The sequence below is a fragment of the Streptomyces sp. NPDC048277 genome, assembly GCF_040652235.1.
Lineage (GTDB): Bacteria > Actinomycetota > Actinomycetes > Streptomycetales > Streptomycetaceae > Streptomyces.
In genome coordinates, this window is record NZ_JBEZLQ010000057.1 from 1 (window position 1) to 19,006 (window position 19,006).

The following is a 19,006-nucleotide window of genomic DNA, read 5'->3' on the forward strand; positions in this document are numbered from 1 at the left end:
CGACGGGAAGGACGGCGACCTGTGTTGAAACGCCCGCCCCCCTGGTCCGTACCTCTTCCGTAGTGTCCGCCGGCAACAGACCGTATGCCGCCGTACGCGCGCCCGAACCACTCATCCTTTCCAACGGGTCCCCGTCTGGGCCTTGCCAGGAGCTGTCGGCTTCCTGGGGGCTGTAGGCGAGCTGTTCGGGAGGGGTTGACACAGTGTCTCCTAGCGCTGTCCGTGAGCCGACCCGCGCCGGCTCCCAGATCCCCGCAACGCAGTTCACGGTCCAGGAGTTCACCAGGCCGACAGCGACCGCCTGGACCGGTCCGGGATCGGGGAAGACCTCTGCCCTGATTCCAGAACTACCTCGATGAACACGAGATCCCCAACAGGGTCGAGCTCACAGTTCCAACTTGAACTCCGGGCAGTGTTTCCGGACGAGAGCCATCATCTGGTCCGCTTCGGCGCCGAGAAGGCCGGCGGCCTGCATGGCATGGTGCGCATCCCACGCGGCAGCGGACAGGGCTTCTTCCGAGCAGGCCAGGTCCTCCCTCGCGGCCTGGAGTGTGGAGATCAGGCGGACGTACGCCTGGACGGCCTTGCGGATCAGGTCCTCGGTGGTCATGCGGGCTTCCTTGAGGAGATCGGTGGTTCGGACAGACCGAGCCTGCGGGGGCGACGCGGCCCTGCCGCTGGTCGGCTTCGAGCGAACGACGACAGAGAGAGACCCCCGAGGCCTTCCGCACCTGTCACCGCACCGAGAACACCGGGGCTCGAATGCGCGGACCGGCAGGCGTCGGCGGCCTGTAGCGGCGCGGGACAATGCACCCTCCTGCCACGGCGTGGCTCGGGCGCGTCGTGTCAGCCGGGCGGGACCAGGCGAAGGCCGACCCGTCGGCCGTGGAAGGCCTTCCTCCCGTCAACGGTGATCAGGACGTCGGCGATCAGCGTCGGTACGGGATCGGTGGCGACCTCCGCGACGAACAGTTCGTAGACGATCTCCCGGGAGCGTGGGGTGACCTGCCCGCGGCAGCGCATACGCATGGGCGTGTCGGTGACCGGCTCGAACCGCCAGCCGTCCGCGTCCAGGGTGTGGCCGAGCGCGGCCATGTAGAACGACATCGCCTGCAGACAGCCCTCGAACATCAGCATGCCTGGCATACAGGGGTCACCTTTGAAGTGCGCGTCGAAGAACCAGTCCTCAGGGGACACCGGGAGCCTGGCACGCAGATAGCCGCGGCCCCACGGGCCGCCGTCGGGCGTGAACTCGGTTACCTCGTGGAGGAAACGTAGACGTCCGTCGGTGATCCGCGGCGTACGCGCATGGGCCCTGGTCGCATGCCATTCCGGGCCGAAACAGTCCTCCAGGCGTCCCTGGGCGAAGGCGGCGACCAGGTCCGGCGGAAAGGCACGCCGACTGCGGGGCGGTACGGGTGGGACGGACGAGGGGGCCGGGACATCGTCGGACGGGTCCCACAGGATGCCGCCGGTGCCGGCGAGTTGCTCGTCGCCGAAGAACCCGGCCTGCGCGTTCCGGACGGTCAGCCTCAGTTCACCGTCGACCCGGCAGTCGAAGTGGAAGAAGAACAGATGGATGTCGCCGTGTTCCCGGTGGTCGTCGATGACGATGTCGAAGGAGAGTGTCTCACCGGGTACCGGTGGGCTGCCGTGATAAGTGATGTCGCAGCCCAGCAGCCGGTACACCCGCTCGCCGCGGTGCCGGAGATCCGCGCCCATCCAGCTGATCAGCATCAGGTCGGCCTGGCCCGCCTCGACCGCGAAACCGGCGGGCATCCGACCCGCGGGATCGAGGAACCAGCTGTGCTCGGTCACGTCGGTCTCGGTGCGGATCACCCCCTTGCCGAACCGGCCGGGCTCCGCGTCGAGTGCGGTGACCCGATCGACGAGCAGCAAGGGCGGCCGCGGCATCCGGACCTGCCGCCGGTAACCGTCCTGCGGGAGAAACATCGGACCGAACACGTCTGAGACACGGCCGGCGGCGTGTGTCTCCAGTTGGGCGCGGCCGAACACGACGGGGCTGGATGAGGAGGCGGTCGGCGCGGATGCGGCCGGCGGGCCGGACATCAGCAGCCGTTGTGCGTGTGCCATGACCTGCAAGTAGGCCTTGTGGGCCTCGGAATGGTGCTGGAGGAGTCCCTGGTGGGTGCTCATGAGCAGATGGAACGGGGTCGCCGAGACTTCCGTGAGTGCGACAGCACGTGCGGCCGTGTGAGGAGCGGGTGTGTGAGGAGCAGGTGTTTGCGGATGCCGTATCACGGGCGCCACGGGAGGCAGATGGGGGGCGGGTGGCATCGGCTCGGGCAGGGCCCACAGATCGGGCAGCCGGACCGGCTCGGGGTGTGCGCGGACGCTCAGGGTCCTGACCGCGGGCCGCGGTTTCGTGCTCGCGGCGTCGAGGTGTTCGTACAGACGGCGGTGGTCGACTGTGACCCCGGCCGCGATGAGCTCGGCGACCGTCTGTATCGTGCCGCGCAGCCCGCGCCCGTCGGCCGTGTCCAGAGCGACCGCCACATGCTCCCGATCGCCCAGGATCCTGCGGGTCCATCCCGTACACAGTCCCTGCGGGCCGTGTTCGACGAAGATCCGGACACCGTCGTGCCATGCCCGCTCGACCGTTGCCGCGAAGTCGATCGTGCCGACGGCCTGCGCGGTGATGGCGTCGGCCACGGCGTCCCGCGACACGGTGTACGGCGTCGCGGTGGCGCACGAGTAGAAGCGAATCGCCGGCAGTGCGCTCGTCTGACGGTCGTACAGCCGCCGCCACCGGTCCTTCACCTCCGCGACCTCCGGAATGTGCACGGTGATCTCGTAGTCGAGCGGCAGCGCGGTCGGTTCGCCGAGCCGGTCGAGCACGCGCCGGCAGGCGGTGCTCTCCCCGCCGAGCACGCACAGCCCGGGTGCGTTGACCGCCATCAGACGGACGGTCGGTTCCCGTTCCAGCACCGCTCGTACGGTGTCGGCGTCCGCGCTCACCTGGAACGCCGCCCAGGTGCCCGACGTCACACCGTGTTTACGCCAGGACCGGAGCACCAACTCGAGTTCTCCGGCCACCTCCTTGGTGAAGAGTTCGGATGTCTCGGCGTCGGTCATCAGAGCGGCGGCGTCCTCCCAGGCTCCCAGACTGATCAGCGCGCCGATCTCACCTGAGGAGTAACCGAGCGCGGCGGTGGGTTCGAGGCCGAGGATGTCCCGGGTGAGTCGGGTGTGCACCTGGGCGAGCAGCGCCGCCGCGTTGGTCTGCTGGAGTGCGTGCCGCGCGGGAGTGTCGTCGTACACCCAACCGACCGACTTCCGCAGCGGGCCGCTGCGCGCTTCCACCCGGCGCAGTGCGTCGGGAAACGCGAGCAGCATTTCCCTGCCCATGTGCGGGTAACACGCGGAACCGTTGGTATAGACGAAAGCGATCTCGCCGTCGACCGGACGCTCGCGGAACACGACGCCCTCCGGCCGTACTCCGGCGCCCGACAGCCATCGCCGGGCGGCCTCGATCCGTGCCACTCGCTGGGCGGGATCGGTGGCCCACACCACGAGCCGGGCCGGGCCGGTGTCGGCTTCCCGTCCCTCCCGGGCGGCGGCGAGCGCTGTCCGGGCGTCGGTGCCGGAGTACACGTGCAGGCGCGGCGGTGGTTCGGCGGTCCAGGGCCGTACGGTGTCCGCGCACAGGGCGACCCTCGCCGGGGCGGCCCCGAGCGTCCGGGTACTGACCGTGGCCCGCGGCCGTGCACACAACAGGGGGTCGGCCGGCCGGCCCGCTCGTGGTACGGCGCCGTGGCGCAGCGCGACCGCGGCACATGCGACGGCGAGCAGCCCGACCGCGGCGTGCGGCGCGCCGAACGCGTCGACCGGATCGAACCGGACGCCCGGGCCGGCCGGTGCTGTGTCGTCTCCCACGAGGAGTTCCGCGTCCGCCTCCGGAACGGTGTCGACCAGCGCGATGATCGGCTCACCGGTGCGGCGGGCGTCCTCGGCTCGTTTGAGTACGAGGACCACGGCGGCGTCGCCGGGTTCCGCGGCGATGCCCATCTGCCGCGCGGCCTGCTGATGGACCGGTTCACGGGACAGGTCGACGGCGCCGACGAGCACCGCGTCGGCCGTACCCGCGCGCAGCGCCCGGACGCCGAGTTCCAGCGCGACGATTCCGGAGGCCTGCTCGGCGGAGACGGTGAATCCGGGACCGCCGAGATCGAGCTGCGAGCTGATCCGGTTGGCGACGATGTTGGGCATCGTGCCGACCACCTGCGCGGCGTCCAGAGGGCCGCCGAACGCCTCCTGGACCTGGGGCACTGCGTGTGCGGCGCCGATCCCGGAGAGCCAGGACGCGGCCCGCACGCGGCTCGGTTGCCGTGCCACCTCGACGTCACATCCCATACCGACGAGCACCATGGTCCGCTCTCGGGGCAGGTCGAGGCCTTCTGCGGCCTCGCGCGCCGCCTCCAGCACGGCGACCTGCTGGCCGAGCGCCTGCCGCAGGTCGGCGGGGGGTGTCCGAAGCCCGTCGATGCCGACGTCGTAGGTACCGTGGGGTTCCGGTCGGGCGGTACCGGCCAGAAGGCGATCACGGAAGTCGGCGTAGCCGTCGCAGTTGCCCGCCCGAGCACCGATCGCCACGATCGCGATGTCCGCACCGGAGGGCAGCCTGCCCGGAGGCACGAGTGCCGCCGTGCTGTCGGCGGGTCCGCTGTCGAGTACGAGGTGCGCGTTGTTGCCGCCGAAACCGAACGCGCTGATCCCGGCCCGTCGCGGACCGTCCCACGGTTCGGCTTCCCGCAGCACCCGCATGGGCGTGCCGCGCAGCGCGTCGATCGGTTCCTGCGCCGACAGCGTCGGCGGCCGGGTCCCGGCCTCGAACGCGCCGAGCACTTTCAGGATGCCCGCCCCGCCGGCGGCGGTGACCAGGTGCCCGAAGTTGGACTTGGCGGAGCCGACCGGCAGGTCACGGGCGCCGCCGAACACCGTGGCCGCCGCCCCCACCTCGACCGCGTCGCCCAGCGGTGTGCCGGTCGCGTGACACTCGAGCAGCGACACCGTGGACGGATCGATGCCCGCCTCCACGTAGGCCTGCCGAAACGCCCGGACCTGTCCCTCCGCCGAGGGGACCAGAAGCCCGGTGCCACGGCCGTCGTTGGACAGCCCGACACCGCGGATCACCCCGAACACCCGCAGCCCGGAGGCGAGTGCGTCGGACAGCCGGGCCAGCGCCACGAACGCCGCGCCCTCCGCGGGGACCAGGCCGTCGGCGTCCCGGTGGAAGGGACGGCTGCGCCCGGTGGGGCTCAGCGCCCCGAGGGCGGTGAACGAGATGTGCCCGATGAGGTCGTCGACTCTGTTGACGGCCCCGGCGACCATCAGGTCGGCCGTGCGGTCGTGCAGCCGGTCGCAGGCCAGCTTGACCGCGAACAGCGAGGAGGCGCAGGCCGCGTCGAGAGCGAAGGCGCCTGCGTGAAGTCCGAGCGCGGTGGCGGTGAGATGCGCCGGCATCGCGGAAGAGAAACGGTTGCCGGCGGTGGGATCGCGGGGTATGGGGTCGGCGCGCCGCACAGCGTCCCGGATCCGTCGCGGTTGTGAGGCGAACCAGGTGTGTTCGGCGTAGGTGACCATGCCGTCGGTCGGCAACGACAGGTTGCCCATGACGAGTCCGGTCCGCTCACCGCCGTTCTCCGCGCCCGCTTCCCGCAGCGCCGCCCGCACGCTGTGCAGCACCCAATGGAACACGGGGTCGAGCGCGCTGATCTCGGCCTCGTCGACGCGGAGGCCACCGGGGTCGAAGACTTCGTCGAAGCCGCTGACATACCCGCCGACGGCGTTGCGCGCGGGGGCGGGTGCGGGCCCGACCAGGCCGGGGAGGGCCTCGTCGGGCAGCCGCCACCGTCCGCCGGGGACGGGGGCGATGCTGACGCGGCCCCCGGCGATGTTCTGCCACAGTTGTTCCGGGGACAGGGCGTCAGGCAGCACACAGCCACGCCCGACGATCGCGATGGGCTCGAACATCAGCGCTTCCGCACCTTCCAGGGCTGTTCTTCGGGGGTGGGGCCGGGGGCCACCCACTGCTCGTCGCACGGCGGGGCCTCCGCACTCGTCCGCGTTGTCACGGCGGGCGGTTGCCGCCCGGCCAGGTCGATGGTCCGCACCGGTGCCCCCACCCGTCAGTCGTTGGCGAGGGTCTCGGTACGCGGCGCGTCCGGACGGGTCAGCAGCCGGACGTCGGTCAGCTCGAACAGCGGGCGTCCGTCCGGATCACTCGCCTGGACCGAGCAGTACGCCTCATTGCCGGCGGCCCGGCCCGCACGCACCACTGCGACCGCCGGGCCACGCAGCGGACCCGGTGCGAAAACACGGAAGGCCCCCGCTCCCATGGGAAGCGTCGCCCGCACGTCGAGCACATGCGCGGCCCAGGCGGCCGCCAGTTGCATACAGCCGTCCACCGCCGCCGGATCGGTGTGCCAGGGTTCTTCCGGCCAGCCGAGTTCGGTGACTCCGCACAGGGTGCCGACCGCACCGGCCTGGCCGATGTCGTCCACCGCCGTCAGAGCGCGGAACGCCGGACCGTGGAAGAGGAGATGCCCGTCGTAAACCACCCGGCCCGGCTCGCTGAGGCCTACGGGCTTGCTCCACGCCCGCGATTCGACCGGATCGCCGGAGGGGGCGAGTGCGGCGCGGTAGTGGGGCCGCCCGCCCGGTCCGGTCAGCTGGACGGTGAAGGTCTCGCCGTTCGCCTGGGTGTCCAGCCGCAGCCGCCTGCTCGCCGTGGCGAAGTCCTCAAGACCGATCTTGCTGAGCACATCCAGGTCCCGGACCTCGACCCGCTCACCGGGGATCGTCGCCCGCGCGGCCCCGGTGAGCCATTCCAGTACCAAGGCCACGGGAACCACGGGCAGCCCGGCGATCTCATGGTCGGACAGGAACGGGTGACTGCGCTTGGAGAGGCTGAGTTCACCGGACACGCCTTGGCGGACCGGCGGGCGGGAGGCTGAGCGGATCACGGCCGTCGCCCCGTCGCCCGACTCGTGCAGTTCGTCGACGAAGGCCGCCGCGCCGGCGGCCGTCTCGATCAACTCGACACCGCCGGTCCGGAAGTGGGCGGCGAGCGACTCGTTCACCATGCCTCCCGACCAGGGGCCCCAGGCGATCGTGCGGACCAGACAGTCCGGCCGTCGGACCCCCTCGGCGGCGGCGAGCCGGGTGACGGCCTCGTTGGCCATGGCGTAGTCGCTCTGTCCGGCGTTTCCGAACTCGGCAGCCACGGAGGAGAACACACAGAGCAGGTCGAGCGGTTCCTCCTCGACCGCGGCGAGCAACGACCGCAGCCCGTCGGCCTTGGTGCTGTACACCCGGTCGAACTGCTCGCTCGTCTTGTCCCGGATCGCCGCGTCCGCCAGCACTCCCGCGCCGTGGACGACTCCGGTGACCGGTCCCCACTCCTCCCGGAACCCCGCCACCGCCGCGCGTACGGCGGCGGCGTCCGTGATGTCCAGCGACACGTACCGGATGGCGCTGCCGCACGCTTCCAACGCCCGCAGGTTGTCGCGGACCTCGCGCTGGGCCAGGGCGGACACCGTGTCGGTTCTGATCCGACGGGGGTCGAGTTCCTCTGCGGTCACCCGGAGACGGTCGATGACGGCCCGCTGGACAGCGGCCTCGTCGGCGGCGCCGATCAGATGGACAGGTTCTTCGGTGAGCGGTGTCCGGCCCAGCAGCAGCACGGCCTTGGGTGCGTGCGTCTCGACGAGCGCGCGTACCGAGGCCGCGGTGATCCCGCGTGCTCCCCCGCTGACGACGAGGACCGAGTGCGGTCCGACTCGGCCCGTACCCGTCGCCCCCGTGAGTTCGGTGAAATCGCGGACGGTACGTCCGGAGACGGACAGGGTGACCTCGGGATCCGAGCCGCCGTTGAGCAGTTCGGATGCGATGAGCTCGGCGGCGTCCGCGGAGCCGAGATCGGCGATGTCGCAGTCGATGCTCCGCACCGTGGTCTCCGGCCATTCCCGTGCTGCTGTCCTGGCCAGCGCGGTCAGCCCGGAGGACCGAGTCCCGCTCCGCGCCACGACAAGGAGAGTCGGGCCGTCGTGGCGCGCCCTCGCGAACGCCTTGACCGTCGCGAACGCCTCCCGGTCGACCGCGTCGGCGCTCCGGGATGTGTGCTCGAAGCCGCCGAGGTAGATCAGGCCACCGCAGTTCTCGGGAACCTCGCTCGCGACGTGCGCCTCCACGCCACCGGCGCCCAGTCTCGCGGTCAGCGCACGGGCGAGCTCCTCGGGTCCACCGACCACCGCGACCGGCCCGGCCGTCAGAGCGGGTGTCGCGAACCCGCAGGCAGGCACGGCCACTTGGCGTGCGGTGAACCGGAGCGGAGGAGCGGGCGGCGGGGGCTCCGGGGCACTGGTCCTCGGGGTGCCGAGGACATCGGCGACGTCCCGGATGGTGCGGGCAGCGCCGAGCACGGCCGGGTCGACGTCGGGAACAGCGACCTGATCACGAATGGCGGCGAGAATCTCCACCCGCTTGATCGAGTCGACACCGAGATCCGTCACGAGGTCCATCTCAGGCCCCAACACGTACGCCGGATAACCGGTCTTCTGGGACACGGCGGCCAGCACCACATCCACCGTGACGCCTTCCATCAGGCCCGATGCTTCCTCCAGTGGCCCCGATGGCCCCGGCGCCGATTCGACTTCATGGTGGGTGTCGGCGGGGACAAGGACATCGGCGACGTCCCGGATGGTGCGGGCAGCACCGAGCACGGCCGGGTCGACGTCGGGAACAGCGACCTGATCACGAATGGCGGCGAGAATCTCCACCCGCTTGATCGAGTCGACACCGAGATCCGTCACGAGGTCCATCTCGGGGGACAGTACGTCGATCGGATATCCGGTCTTCTGGGATACGGCGGCGAGCACCACATCCACCGTGCCGTCCGCCGCCGGTGCCTCCTCGAACGGCACCGCCACCGACTCGGCCTCACGAGAGGGCTCGGGCACGGCAGGCACAGGGGCCGGTTCAACAGGGGCCGGTTCAGGGGTGGACGTGGGCACGGGGGTCGGGAGGGGGACCGCCACCTGCGGTGTACGAGGGAGGGCCGACGTAATCGGGGCGGTGGCCGGGGCACCGCCGAGCCGCGTCAGCGCAGCCTCCGACATACGCAGGAAGGCGAGATGCGAGTCGGCCATGACCTGCTGGTACGTGGCGTGCGCCGCGCTGGCCAGTCGCTGTGTCTCGGCCACCGTCGCCAGCCAGCCCTCCGGTTCGGCGGTGGCTTCGCTCTGCACGGCGGCCGGGGCGGGCGCGGGGTCCGGGTTCGGCGGTGGCAACGCGGCGCTGCCGCCGGCCGGCGGGTACGATTTCTGATAATTGGTGCCACGCAGTTCGACCGCCGTGCGGCTACTGCCCGACGTGTCGCCGTTCATCTCTGGGTTCTCCTCCATACCGGTGGTGTACGGGTGCCACAACTCGGCGAATTCCAGGTCGAGTCCGCCGACCGCGAGTCGTGCCAGCGCTTCCTGGACGGCGGTCACTCCGTCCGCCCGTTCGCGGTCCAGGCTCACCGCGAGGTGTTCACGGCCTTCGAGGATCTGGCCGGTGAATCCGGTGAGCGTCGCGTTCGCGCCGACCTCGACGAAGGTCCGGATCCCGGCGGCGTACATCGCTTCGATCTGTTCGACGAACCGCACCGGTGCGGTGAGCTGCTCGGCGAGCCCGGCGCGCACCGCCTCGGGGTTGTCGGCATAGGGCCGCGCGGTCGTGTTGCGGTAGGTCGGGATACGGGGGGCTTCGACGTTCTCGGCGTCGAGGGCCTGCCGGAACGGCTCCGCGGCCGCGGCGACGACCGGGCTGTGGAACGCGGTGGCCGTGTCGAGACGCCGCACGGTGTGTCCGCTCGCTTCGGCGCGATGTTCGAGCCGCTCGACCGCGTCCGTCGTACCCGCCACGACGACCTGCCGAGGCGTGTTGTGGTTGGCCGGCCACAACGCATCCGAGCCGACGGCCGCCACCAGTGCCCGCACCTCGTCGGGCGTACCGAACACGGCGGTCATCGCGCCGGGTTCGCGGGCGGCGTCCCGCATCAGCTCGCCGCGGCGTCTGGCCAGACGAAGCAAGGTCTCGCGGTCGTAGCTGCCGGCCGCGTGCAGGGCCACGAGTTCCCCGAAACTGTGTCCGGCCACCGCGTCCGGCTGTACTCCGAGCAGCCGCAGGAGTTCGAGTACGGCGAGGCTCTGTGCGGCGAGAGCGGGCTGTGCCCACTCGGTGCGGATGAGCCGGTCGCGCTGAGCGGTCCGCTCCTCGTCGGTGAACGCGGGCGGCGGGAACACCACCCGGTGCAGCCGTTCGCCGTCGGCCGTGGAACAGGGCATGGCTGCCACGGAGTCCCAGCTGGCCAGTGCTTCCGGAAGTGCCATCGCGAGTTCGGCGCCCATGCCGACGTACTGGCTTCCCTGGCCCGAGAAGAGGAACGCGACCGGCCCAGGATCGGCCGGACGGGCACCGTAGAGGCCGCCCGGACCGGTGAACGAGGTGTCCGGATCGGAGGCGATACGGTCCGTCAGGGAACGCAGTCTCGTGGCCAGGTCGGACTCGCCGGTGGCCACGACGCCCAGCCTGACCGGCGCGGTCGCCTCGAACGCCTCCTGACTGCAGCGGGCCACGACGGCCAGGGGGGTCCGGCCGTCCGCCAGCCGGGCGGCCTGCTCGCGGAGTTCCCCGGGAGACTCGGCGGACAGCAGTACCAGCTCGCTCCCGGAGGTACGCAGCCGCGGCCGGTCCCGGTCCGTGCCGTCCTGGGGCACGTGCTCGGACAGCGTGACGTGGAAATTGGTGCCACCGAATCCGAAGCTCGACACACCGGCCCGGCGGGGACGGCCGCCGTCTCTGATCCACGGCCGTGAGCGGGTGTTCAGGTAGAAGGGACTGCCGTCGAGGCCCAGCTTGGGATTGGGCCGGTCGACCTTGATCGTGGGCGGGAGGATCCCGTGGTGGACCGCGAGCGCGGCCTTCAGCAGGCTGGCCGCGCCGGCGGCCGCCTTGGTGTGTCCTATCTGGGACTTCACCGAGCCGAGCGCGCACCAGCCGTCGTCGTCGCGGCCGGCGGCGCCGAACACGTCACGGAGCGCCGCGGTCTCGGCGGCGTCACCGGCCGCGGTCCCGGTACCGTGCGCCTCGATCAGCTCGACGCTGCCGGGGCCGTAGCCGGCCGCCTCGTACGCCGTCCGGAGGGCACGGGCCTGCCCGCTCGACTGCGGAGCGTAGATGGCGCCGCCGGAACCGTCCGAGGCCGCTCCGATGCCGTGGATCACCGCGAGGATCCGGTTCCCGTCGCGTTCGGCGTCGGTCAGCCGACGCAGGGCGAGCAGAACCACGCCCTCGCCCAGCACCATGCCGTCCGCGTCCGACGAGAACGGTCGGCAGTCGCCGGTCGGCGACAGCGCGGGGGTCTTGCTGAAACTGGTGTACATCAACGGGTCGTTGAAGGTGTCGATGCCACCGGTGACGACCAGGTCCGCCTGTTGGAGGGCGAGTTGGTTGGCGGCGCTGGACAGCGCCGCGAGCGAGCTCGCGCAGGCCGCGTCCGTGGTGTAGTTGGTGCCGTGCAGGTCGAATCGGTTCGCCAGACGCCCCGCGACGACGTTGGTGAGCATGCCGGGCAGGCTCGACTCCTGCCAGGCCGGGTAGTGCGCGGCGATCCGGTCGCAGACGGACTGGGCGAGCGACTCGGGAACACCGCTCTCCCGCAACGCCTTCAGCCAGACCGGCCGCTGCATGCGGGCCCCCATGGTGGCGAGCATCTCCAGACCCGAGATGCCAAGGATCACGCTGGTCCGGGAGTGGTCGGTGGGGGCTCCGGAGGAGGCCAGCGCGGAGAGCAACCGTTCGGCGGCGGCCATGGTCAGGAGCTGGGCGGTGTCGATCGTGGGCAGGGCGGCGGGCGGCACACCGAAGCGCAGCGGATCGAACATCACCGGGGAGAGGAACCCACCGCGGTAGGCGTAGCACTTGTCCTGAGCCGCGGGGTCGGGCTCGTAGTGGTCCTCTACCAGCCAGTGCGTGGGCGGAACGTCCGACACCTGGTCGGTGCCGAAGAAGACGGTGCGCCAGAAACCGTCGATGCCGGCGGGTCCGGGCAGCAGTGCGCTCGCGCCGACGATCGCGATCGGGGTGAAAGGGGGTCTGGGCATGACTGTCCTTAGGCGAGACGGCGAGGAGCGAACGCGAAGGCGCCGGCCGGCACGGGTACGCCGTACGTACGCAGCTGGTGCGCTCGAGTGACCACGGCCGCGCCTTCAAGCAGGTTGCGGGCGACCTGGACGACCTCCCGGTCGGCGGGGTCGGCGAGAAAGCTGCCGCGCACCCACGAGTTGAACGCGCCGGCGGCTGGGCCGCACCACAGCTGGTAGTCGTCGCCGCGGGCCTGCTCGCCCCGGATGGGCCACCAGGAGGCCTTGCCCAGGTACCACCTGAACAGCAGCGCCATCCGGTGCTTGGGGTCGGTCTCGGCCCTGGCGAGCTGGGCCGGGTCACGGTTCTCCCAGTATCCGCGGGTCTCCTCCCAGATCTCCTCGAACGGAGCGCGGAACACGCTGTGTTCGAGCTTCCGCCGTTCCGGTGCGGGAATCGACTCCAGCGAGTCGAACTCGGTGTAGAGCTGGTGGAGGCGGTTTGCACGTGAACCGAACAGTGTCCCGCGGCGGAGCACCTGGACCTTGACACCCAGTTCGAACATGTCACCGGACGCGGCCATCATCACGTCGGCGAGATCCGCTTCGGCGAGCATCTTCTTGGCGCCGGCCGAGATCCCCGCCTCGACGCAGGTCTGGTTGACCGAGCCGGTGACCACGTACGCGGCTCCCGCGGCGAACGCCGCCGCCACCGCCGCTGGCGTGCCAAGGCCACCGGCGGCACCGATACGGGCGGGAGTATGGCCGTGGCGCGCGGCGATGCGGGCGGCCATCTCCTGGATCCGGGGCAGCAGGGAGACCAGTGGGCGGTTGTCGGTGTGCCCGCCGCTGTCGGCCTCCACGGTGAGGTCCTCGGCGACCGGGATCCGCGCAGCGAGATCGGCCTCGGCGTACGTGATACGGCCGGCGGTGCACAGCGCCTCCAGCATCGACCACGGCGGAGGTGCGAGGAATCGTTCAGCCACCTCGGGCCGCGACACCTTGGGGAACAACCGGACCTGGCGCACGATCTGGCCTTCGGCGTCCGTCCGTAGACCGCTCACCGCGAGCTGGAGCACAGTCGGAGTCAGTTCCATGAACGCCGAGACGGAGACCGCAGGCACCTCGGACCGCAACAGCAGGTCGACCATGCTCCTTTCCCAGGCGGGCCGGCTCGGTGCGTGGAGGAGGTTCACGCCCCAGTTCGCACGTCCGGGCAGCGCTTTGCGCAGCGTCTCCACGGCCTCGGCCACCCGGTCCAGGGACAGCCCGCCCGCGCCGAAGAAGCCGAGCAGGTCCGCCTGGCCCAGCGCGACGACCATGTCGGTGGTCGAGATTCCGTGCGCCATCTCGCCGGCGACATAGGGAAAGCGAGTACCGTGCACCTCGCCGAACGAACGGTCGCCCAGCCACTCCGGATACAGGGCCGGCAGTGTGGCGAGCACGCGCCCGCCGGCCGGATCACCGCTGATCGCGCCGATAGTGCCGTCCTCACCAGCGACGACGTGCACCGGTTCACGGATCCGGCGTACCACGTCGACGAGCCTCGTGGCAGCCGACGAGAGGGGGACCACAGCTGTCACATGGACCCCCTGAGACCGTCGGCTGCCAGGTACTCGTCGCGGCATGCACGTCGGCGGACTTTGCCGCTGGTGGTCTTCCGGACCAGCTTTCGGCCGACGACCACCTCGGCCGGGGTGATGCCGAACTCGGTCTCGATCTGTGTCCGCACCGCCTGCCGGATCTCCTCGGCGAGTCCCAGGTCCGCCGGTTCACCGGTGGTTTCCACGAGCATGATCAGTCGCTGCTCCGGGCCACCGGGATCGGCCGGCACCGAGAACGCGGCGACTCCGCCCCGCCGGATACCGGGATGGCAGCCGCGTACGGCCTCCTCGATGTCCTCGGCGTGGTGACGGAGCCCGTCGACGAGGATCATGTCCTGCAGCCGTCCGGTCACGTACAGCTCGCCGTTCCGCAGGAAACCGACATCGCCTGTGCGCAGGTAACTCCGCGGGTCACCGTCGCCGATCTCGGCGTGGAAGGTCTCGCGGGTCGCCTGCTCCCGGCCCCAGTAACCGAGCGCCTTGGTGGGCGAGTCGACCCAGATCTCACCGACCTCGTCGGGGCCGCAGGGCAGACGGCTCTCGGGGTCCACGATGCGCAGGCTCGTGTCGGGCTTGATCGCCCAACCGGCGCCGTAACAGACGGTCCGGTGGTGGTCCGGGCCCGGTTTCGCCGGGACGACGCGGCCCCGGGCCAGTTGGCCGCGGTCGAGCGCGAGCGGGCCGGCGCTGCCCATGGCCAGGCTCATGGTGTGCTCGGCGAGGCCGTATCCGGGGTGGAAACTGGCGCTGTCCAGCCCCGTGCCGCGGAACGTCTCGAAGAACGCCTCCACCGCGGCCGTCCGCACGATCTCGGCGCCCGCGCTGAAGACCTGAACCGAGCTCAGGTCCCAGCCGGCACGCTGCTCCTCGGTCGTCTTGCGGCACATGAGGTCGAGGGCGAAGTGCGGCCCGGAGGTATGGGTGCCGCGCACCCGGGACAGCACGTCGAACCAGACCGCGGGCCGGTGGAGGAAATCCAGCGGTGAGATCAGGTACGTCCGTCCGGAGTTGCCGGCCAGGGTGCTGAGCAGGACGCAGACCAGGCCCATGTCGTGGTAATGCGGGACCCACGCGACCGCGACCGTGCTTTCATCGAGGCACAGGTCCTCGGCGAGGGCCTCGATCTCGTGGTGCATGTTGCGGTGGCTGACCGTCACGCATTTCGGCGGCCCGGTGGTACCCGAAGTGAACTGCAGGTAGGCCGGCTCATCGGGATCGGACGGCCGGTGCCAGAGATCCGGAAACGGCATCGTGCCGGATTCGTCCAGATCCGGCACCAGCCAGGGCTGACGTGAACGGGCAGGGACCTCCCCCGAGCCGGCCGCATCCAGGACCGCGAGGTAGTCCTGGTGCGTGAGGATGGCCTGGGCACCGCAGTCGTCGGCGACCGCGGACACCCGCGCGAGATCCTGTTCGAGCGCGAAGGGGTTGGGCGGTGCCACCGGAACCGGAAGGGCACCGGCTGCCAGGCAGCCGAGGAACGCCTCGACGAATTCGAGCGAGGGAAGATGAACCAGCACCACCCGCTCCCCCGGCTTGACACCGCCGTCGGACAGCAGTTGCCGGATCCCCTCCGCCCGGCGCGCGAGATCGCCGACGGTACGCCGCGCGGCGTCCTCACCGTGCACATCGGTGAAGACGAACAGACAGCGGTCCGGATCGGTTCGATAGAGATCGGCGAAGACCGAGGTCAGAGAGCGTATGGAACGCGGGGGCTGGGTGTCACGAGGAACGTCACGAGGGATTGACATCCTGTCTCCTGGCGTGATCGAGGGGCCCGTTGCGGGCCCGACGCCCCCGCAACGGCTTCCGGCGCCCAGCAGTTCATTCCGGGCTCACGCCTTGATGCGGCTCCGGGTCAGGATGTGCCCGCTCTGCCACCGCCGCCTTGCCAGTGACACCTCCCATATCAGGGCTCCGTCGTTCTCGTGGTTGGCCCGACGTAGCCGCTATGGGCCTGATGCCCCAACTCGGCCGTCGATGACTGGTGGTGCGGCAGATACGCGCGCAGGCACGGCTCCTGGCGATCAAGGGGTGTCGAGTCAACTGATCACCACAACGGAACCGTGCCTGCCGCGTCAGCATCACCCATCCCCGCCGGCCTGGGCTTCTTGCTATGCCGGGGTGGCCATCCGATGACGCCTTCCGTTTGAACATTGCGCAGGGACGCTGCCTCGAACCGGGCGCCGGTGACGTCCGTCAGCCCGAGCAGGGGCATGCCGCTGTTCACGCTGCCGAACCTGGCATCGGTCAGATCGGTGTCGCGCAGGTCAGCACCCCGTAGATCGCATCCGGCCAGGCTGACCTCGCGCAGTGATGCCCCGCGCAGGTCTGCGCCGCTGAAGTTGCAGAACTTGAACCAGCACCCGTCCAGGGTGGCGTGGCGTAGATCGGCCCCGATGAACGAGCAGCGGGTGAACCGCAGCTGCGACGTGCGAGCGGAGGCAAGGTTCTGGCCGGTGAAGTCCTCACCGTTCACGGTCGTGTAGCGGTGCAGCGTGGCAAGTCGTTGTGCCGCGGTCGGTGGCGTGGTCATGTGGGCCAGCGTGTCAGCCGGGTTGGTGGCCGTCGCCCGGATTTCCGGCAGTTCGCCGTCCGCCGGCCGATCACACGCGGGAGGCGTTCGAGGTGGCCACGGGGCGTATCGCGGGCCGGTTCGCCCGCGTCGAACCCCGGCGGCGGGCCGGTCGGTTGATGCAGGAGCTGCTGGCGGACCTGCCGCGCAAGAATTGCTGGACGATCGCCGAGTGGGCCGGAGAAGCGAATCCGCACGGCACGCAGCATCTGCTGTGCCGGGCGGCCTGGGATGCTGATGCCGTCCGCGACGACGCGCGCGAGTATGTCGTGGAGCATCTGCACGACGAAGCCGCGGTGCCGGTCGTGGACGAGACAGGCGACATGAAGAAGGGCACTCACACCGTCGGGGTCCAGCGCCAGTACACCGGCACCCCGGCCGGATCGAGAACTCTCAGGTTGCCGTCCACCTCGTGGGCATGCGGCGGTGGACCGCGAGCTGTACATCCCGCGCTCCTGGACGTGCGACCCGGACCGCTGCCGGGCGGCCGGACTCGGCGAGGACATCGACTTCGCGACCGAGCAAGAACTGGCTCGCGTGATGATCGAACGGTTCCTGGATGCCGGACACCGCGTGGGCTGGATAGCAGGGGGACGAGGTCTACGGCGGCAACCCGAAGCCGCGGTCCGCGCTGGAAGAGCGCGGGGTCGGCTACGTGCTGGCCGTCGCCTGCTCAGCCGAAGTCACCACCAGGGCGAGCAAGTTCCGCGCGGATTCCCTGGCCGCGAAGGTCCCCCAACGGGCCTGGCAGAAGCTGTCAGCCGGGGCCGGTGCAAAGACCACCGCTTCTACGACTGGGCCGTCATCGACCTGGCCGAAGCGCGGCCCGGCAGCCACCAGTTGCTGATCCGCCGCAACCGCACCACCGGTGAACTCGCCTCCTACCGCTGCTTCTCACCGACCCCGGTACCCCTGGCCGCGCTGGACCGCGTCGCTGGGCCGAGATGGCGGGTGGAGGAGACCTTCCCGGCCGGAAAGGGCCTGACGGGACTGGACGAGCACCAGGTCCGCCGCTTCACCTCGCGGTCCCGCTGGGTCACCCTCGCCATGCTCGCCCACGCCTTCCTCGCGGTCGTCCGCGCCGCCGAACACGCCCGCAACCCCGTCCCGGACGGGCGATCCCGCTCACCTGCAACGAGATCCAGCGACTGTTCACGACGCTTGTCGTCCGGCCCGTGCACGACATGGCCCACCGGCTCCGCTGGTCCCACTGACGCCGCCACCACCAGGCCCGAGCCCAGGCCAACCGTCACCGCCAACAGACCTGGAATCAGACATGAAGATCAAGATCTACAGCTGGAGTAATAGGCGGCGGGAACTTTGTGTGGACAAGTTCACCGAGATCGTCCAGGTGTTCAGCGGCCGGGTCCTCCGGACCGGCCCCTCGGGTCGGACGGCGTCGATGGACGCGACGTGCCAGGGGGCGGCGTTCCTTGCTCGGTAGTCCTCTGCTCAGCGCCAGGTCGGGGAAGATTGGATGGACTCATAGCAGCGAATCGAGCCGTCTGAAGATCTGCGTGTGCCGTCGACGGCGCACGAACATCCTCACCCTCCACATATAGAGGAGGTGGACTATCAGATCGAGGTTGATCTGTAAGCACGTACTGCATGTAGGCGGCTTCCCTGTCGTACCAAGCGTGCTCCTCAGCCGCTCGCATTGCCCAGCGTTCTTCCAACGCCTCACGGTTCAAAACAGTTGGCTTTCCCTGATCCACCTCAATTACAGCGGTGATCCGCCCCTCGAGGGCAAGGCTGTCAACGTTCTGCCGACAATCAGACCGCCCCTCGCTCGTTTGATAGGCGGATTCTACGATGTATTGGGGAGTCAGAGCGTTCCCGAATACCAATTCACCAGCTTCCTTCTTTTCTTTAAATTCTCCGTACCCCTCCATCCATTTATCGCCATTTCGCTGGATGGCAACCTGCCGTGGCTCCTCGACAGATAAAGCGATCCGCTGCCCGTACCCCTTGCTCTCGAAATACTCGAGCAGGCCTTGCGTGGCGGACAGATTCTGCATGCTTATCTCATAGGCGATATTATGCCCTCTCTCTCCATGGCCGCGTCGGCAACACGCTCCATCACCCAGGAAGACTCTTCATGGACGGCGCTGCTCATTTCGGCGGGCGAAAGTTGTTGCCTATATCTCTCAGGTATATAATCCAAGCCCCCCTCGCGCCAAATCGCCTCCTTGATGGTCTCATGATTCAGAACGACGAAACTATCACTCGTAACACAATTTTCAGGATTCCCTACGAGTTCATTCAGGGACCGACCTAGATCACTGTCCTTATCGTTAAGCATCTGGAGGCCGTTCTGCAGGCTGGTGCTCTTCCCCACGCCGCCGGGGCCGGCCGTGCAGATCAGAATCGGATTTTGCGTCTTTGGGATACGCTCGAATCCTGCGACCATATTCTCTATGATCCTCGAATGCATCGAGTGACGCGGACCGTGATCCCAGCTACGCCCCTCGTTCAAGCGCATACTATTGTAAGCGTACGCCAATTCGGCCATATCTTTATGAACTCGGGCATACCTGTCCTCTATGCTTTCCTCCGGGCTTTCCTCTATGCTTTCCTCCGGGCTTTCCTCCGGGCTTTCCTCCGGGCTTTCCTCCGGGCTTTCCTCCGGGCTTTCCTCCGGGCTTTCCTCCGGGCTTTCCTCCGGGCTTTCCTCCGGC

General features: G+C 69.6%; 8 protein-coding genes and 2 pseudogenes. 2 read left to right on the forward strand and 8 right to left on the reverse strand.

Annotated elements, in window-relative coordinates; genetic code table 11:
• The 7 genes and pseudogenes from AB0D85_RS51190 to AB0D85_RS51220 form a co-directional block, all read right to left on the reverse strand.
• Positions 1–115 (reverse strand): annotated as a pseudogene (locus tag AB0D85_RS51190) (creatininase family protein); the annotation flags it as partial.
• 270 nt (positions 116–385) lie between these two features.
• Positions 386–610, reverse strand: coding sequence for a hypothetical protein (locus AB0D85_RS51195; protein ID WP_362338246.1), 225 nt, complete (start codon positions 608–610; stop codon positions 386–388).
• A 236-nt stretch (positions 611–846) separates the two neighbouring features.
• Positions 847–5,994, reverse strand: a complete 5,148-nt coding sequence (locus AB0D85_RS51200) for a beta-ketoacyl synthase N-terminal-like domain-containing protein (RefSeq protein ID WP_362338249.1) — start codon at positions 5,992–5,994, stop codon at positions 847–849.
• A 155-nt stretch (positions 5,995–6,149) separates the two neighbouring features.
• Positions 6,150–12,170 carry an SDR family NAD(P)-dependent oxidoreductase gene (locus AB0D85_RS51205; protein WP_362338252.1) on the reverse strand — a complete coding sequence of 2,007 codons (6,021 nt, stop codon included), beginning with the start codon at positions 12,168–12,170 and terminating at the stop codon, positions 6,150–6,152.
• An 8-nt stretch (positions 12,171–12,178) separates the two neighbouring features.
• Positions 12,179–13,732 carry a PfaD family polyunsaturated fatty acid/polyketide biosynthesis protein gene (locus AB0D85_RS51210; protein ID WP_362338255.1) on the reverse strand — a complete coding sequence of 518 codons (1,554 nt, stop codon included), beginning with the start codon at positions 13,730–13,732 and terminating at the stop codon, positions 12,179–12,181.
• A complete protein-coding gene (locus AB0D85_RS51215) occupies positions 13,729–15,504 on the reverse strand; it encodes a fatty acyl-AMP ligase (RefSeq protein WP_362338258.1) in 1,776 nt (591 codons plus the stop codon). Before AB0D85_RS51215 ends, AB0D85_RS51210 begins: the two co-directional genes overlap by 4 nt.
• A 299-nt stretch (positions 15,505–15,803) precedes the next feature.
• Entirely contained in the window at positions 15,804–16,289 is a 486-nt protein-coding gene (locus AB0D85_RS51220; protein ID WP_362338261.1) for a pentapeptide repeat-containing protein, read from the reverse strand.
• A 158-nt stretch (positions 16,290–16,447) separates the two neighbouring features.
• Between AB0D85_RS51220 and AB0D85_RS51225 the strand changes: the two are divergent.
• Both AB0D85_RS51225 and AB0D85_RS51230 read left to right on the forward strand, forming a co-directional pair.
• A pseudogene (locus AB0D85_RS51225) lies at positions 16,448–17,633 on the forward strand (transposase).
• A gap of 332 nt (positions 17,634–17,965) precedes the next feature.
• Complete coding sequence (locus tag AB0D85_RS51230) at positions 17,966–18,274, forward strand: hypothetical protein (protein WP_362338264.1); 309 nt, start codon at positions 17,966–17,968, stop codon at positions 18,272–18,274.
• 74 nt (positions 18,275–18,348) lie between these two features.
• Here the strand turns inward: AB0D85_RS51230 and AB0D85_RS51235 are convergent.
• The coding region (locus AB0D85_RS51235) for a hypothetical protein (RefSeq protein WP_362338267.1) at positions 18,349–19,006 on the reverse strand (658 nt) is incomplete at its 5' end.

Bases quoted from the DNA above. Each gene is read 5' to 3' on its own strand.
- AB0D85_RS51205 (WP_362338252.1), bottom strand. From the start codon at position 12,170: ATGCCCAGACCCCCTTTCACCCCGATCGCGATCGTCGGCGCGAGCGCA.
- AB0D85_RS51220 (WP_362338261.1), bottom strand. From the start codon at position 16,289: ATGACCACGCCACCGACCGCGGCACAACGACTTGCCACGCTGCACCGC.
- AB0D85_RS51195 (WP_362338246.1), bottom strand. From the start codon at position 610: ATGACCACCGAGGACCTGATCCGCAAGGCCGTCCAGGCGTACGTCCGC.
- AB0D85_RS51200 (WP_362338249.1), bottom strand. From the start codon at position 5,994: ATGTTCGAGCCCATCGCGATCGTCGGGCGTGGCTGTGTGCTGCCTGAC.
- AB0D85_RS51215 (WP_362338258.1), bottom strand. From the start codon at position 15,504: ATGTCAATCCCTCGTGACGTTCCTCGTGACACCCAGCCCCCGCGTTCC.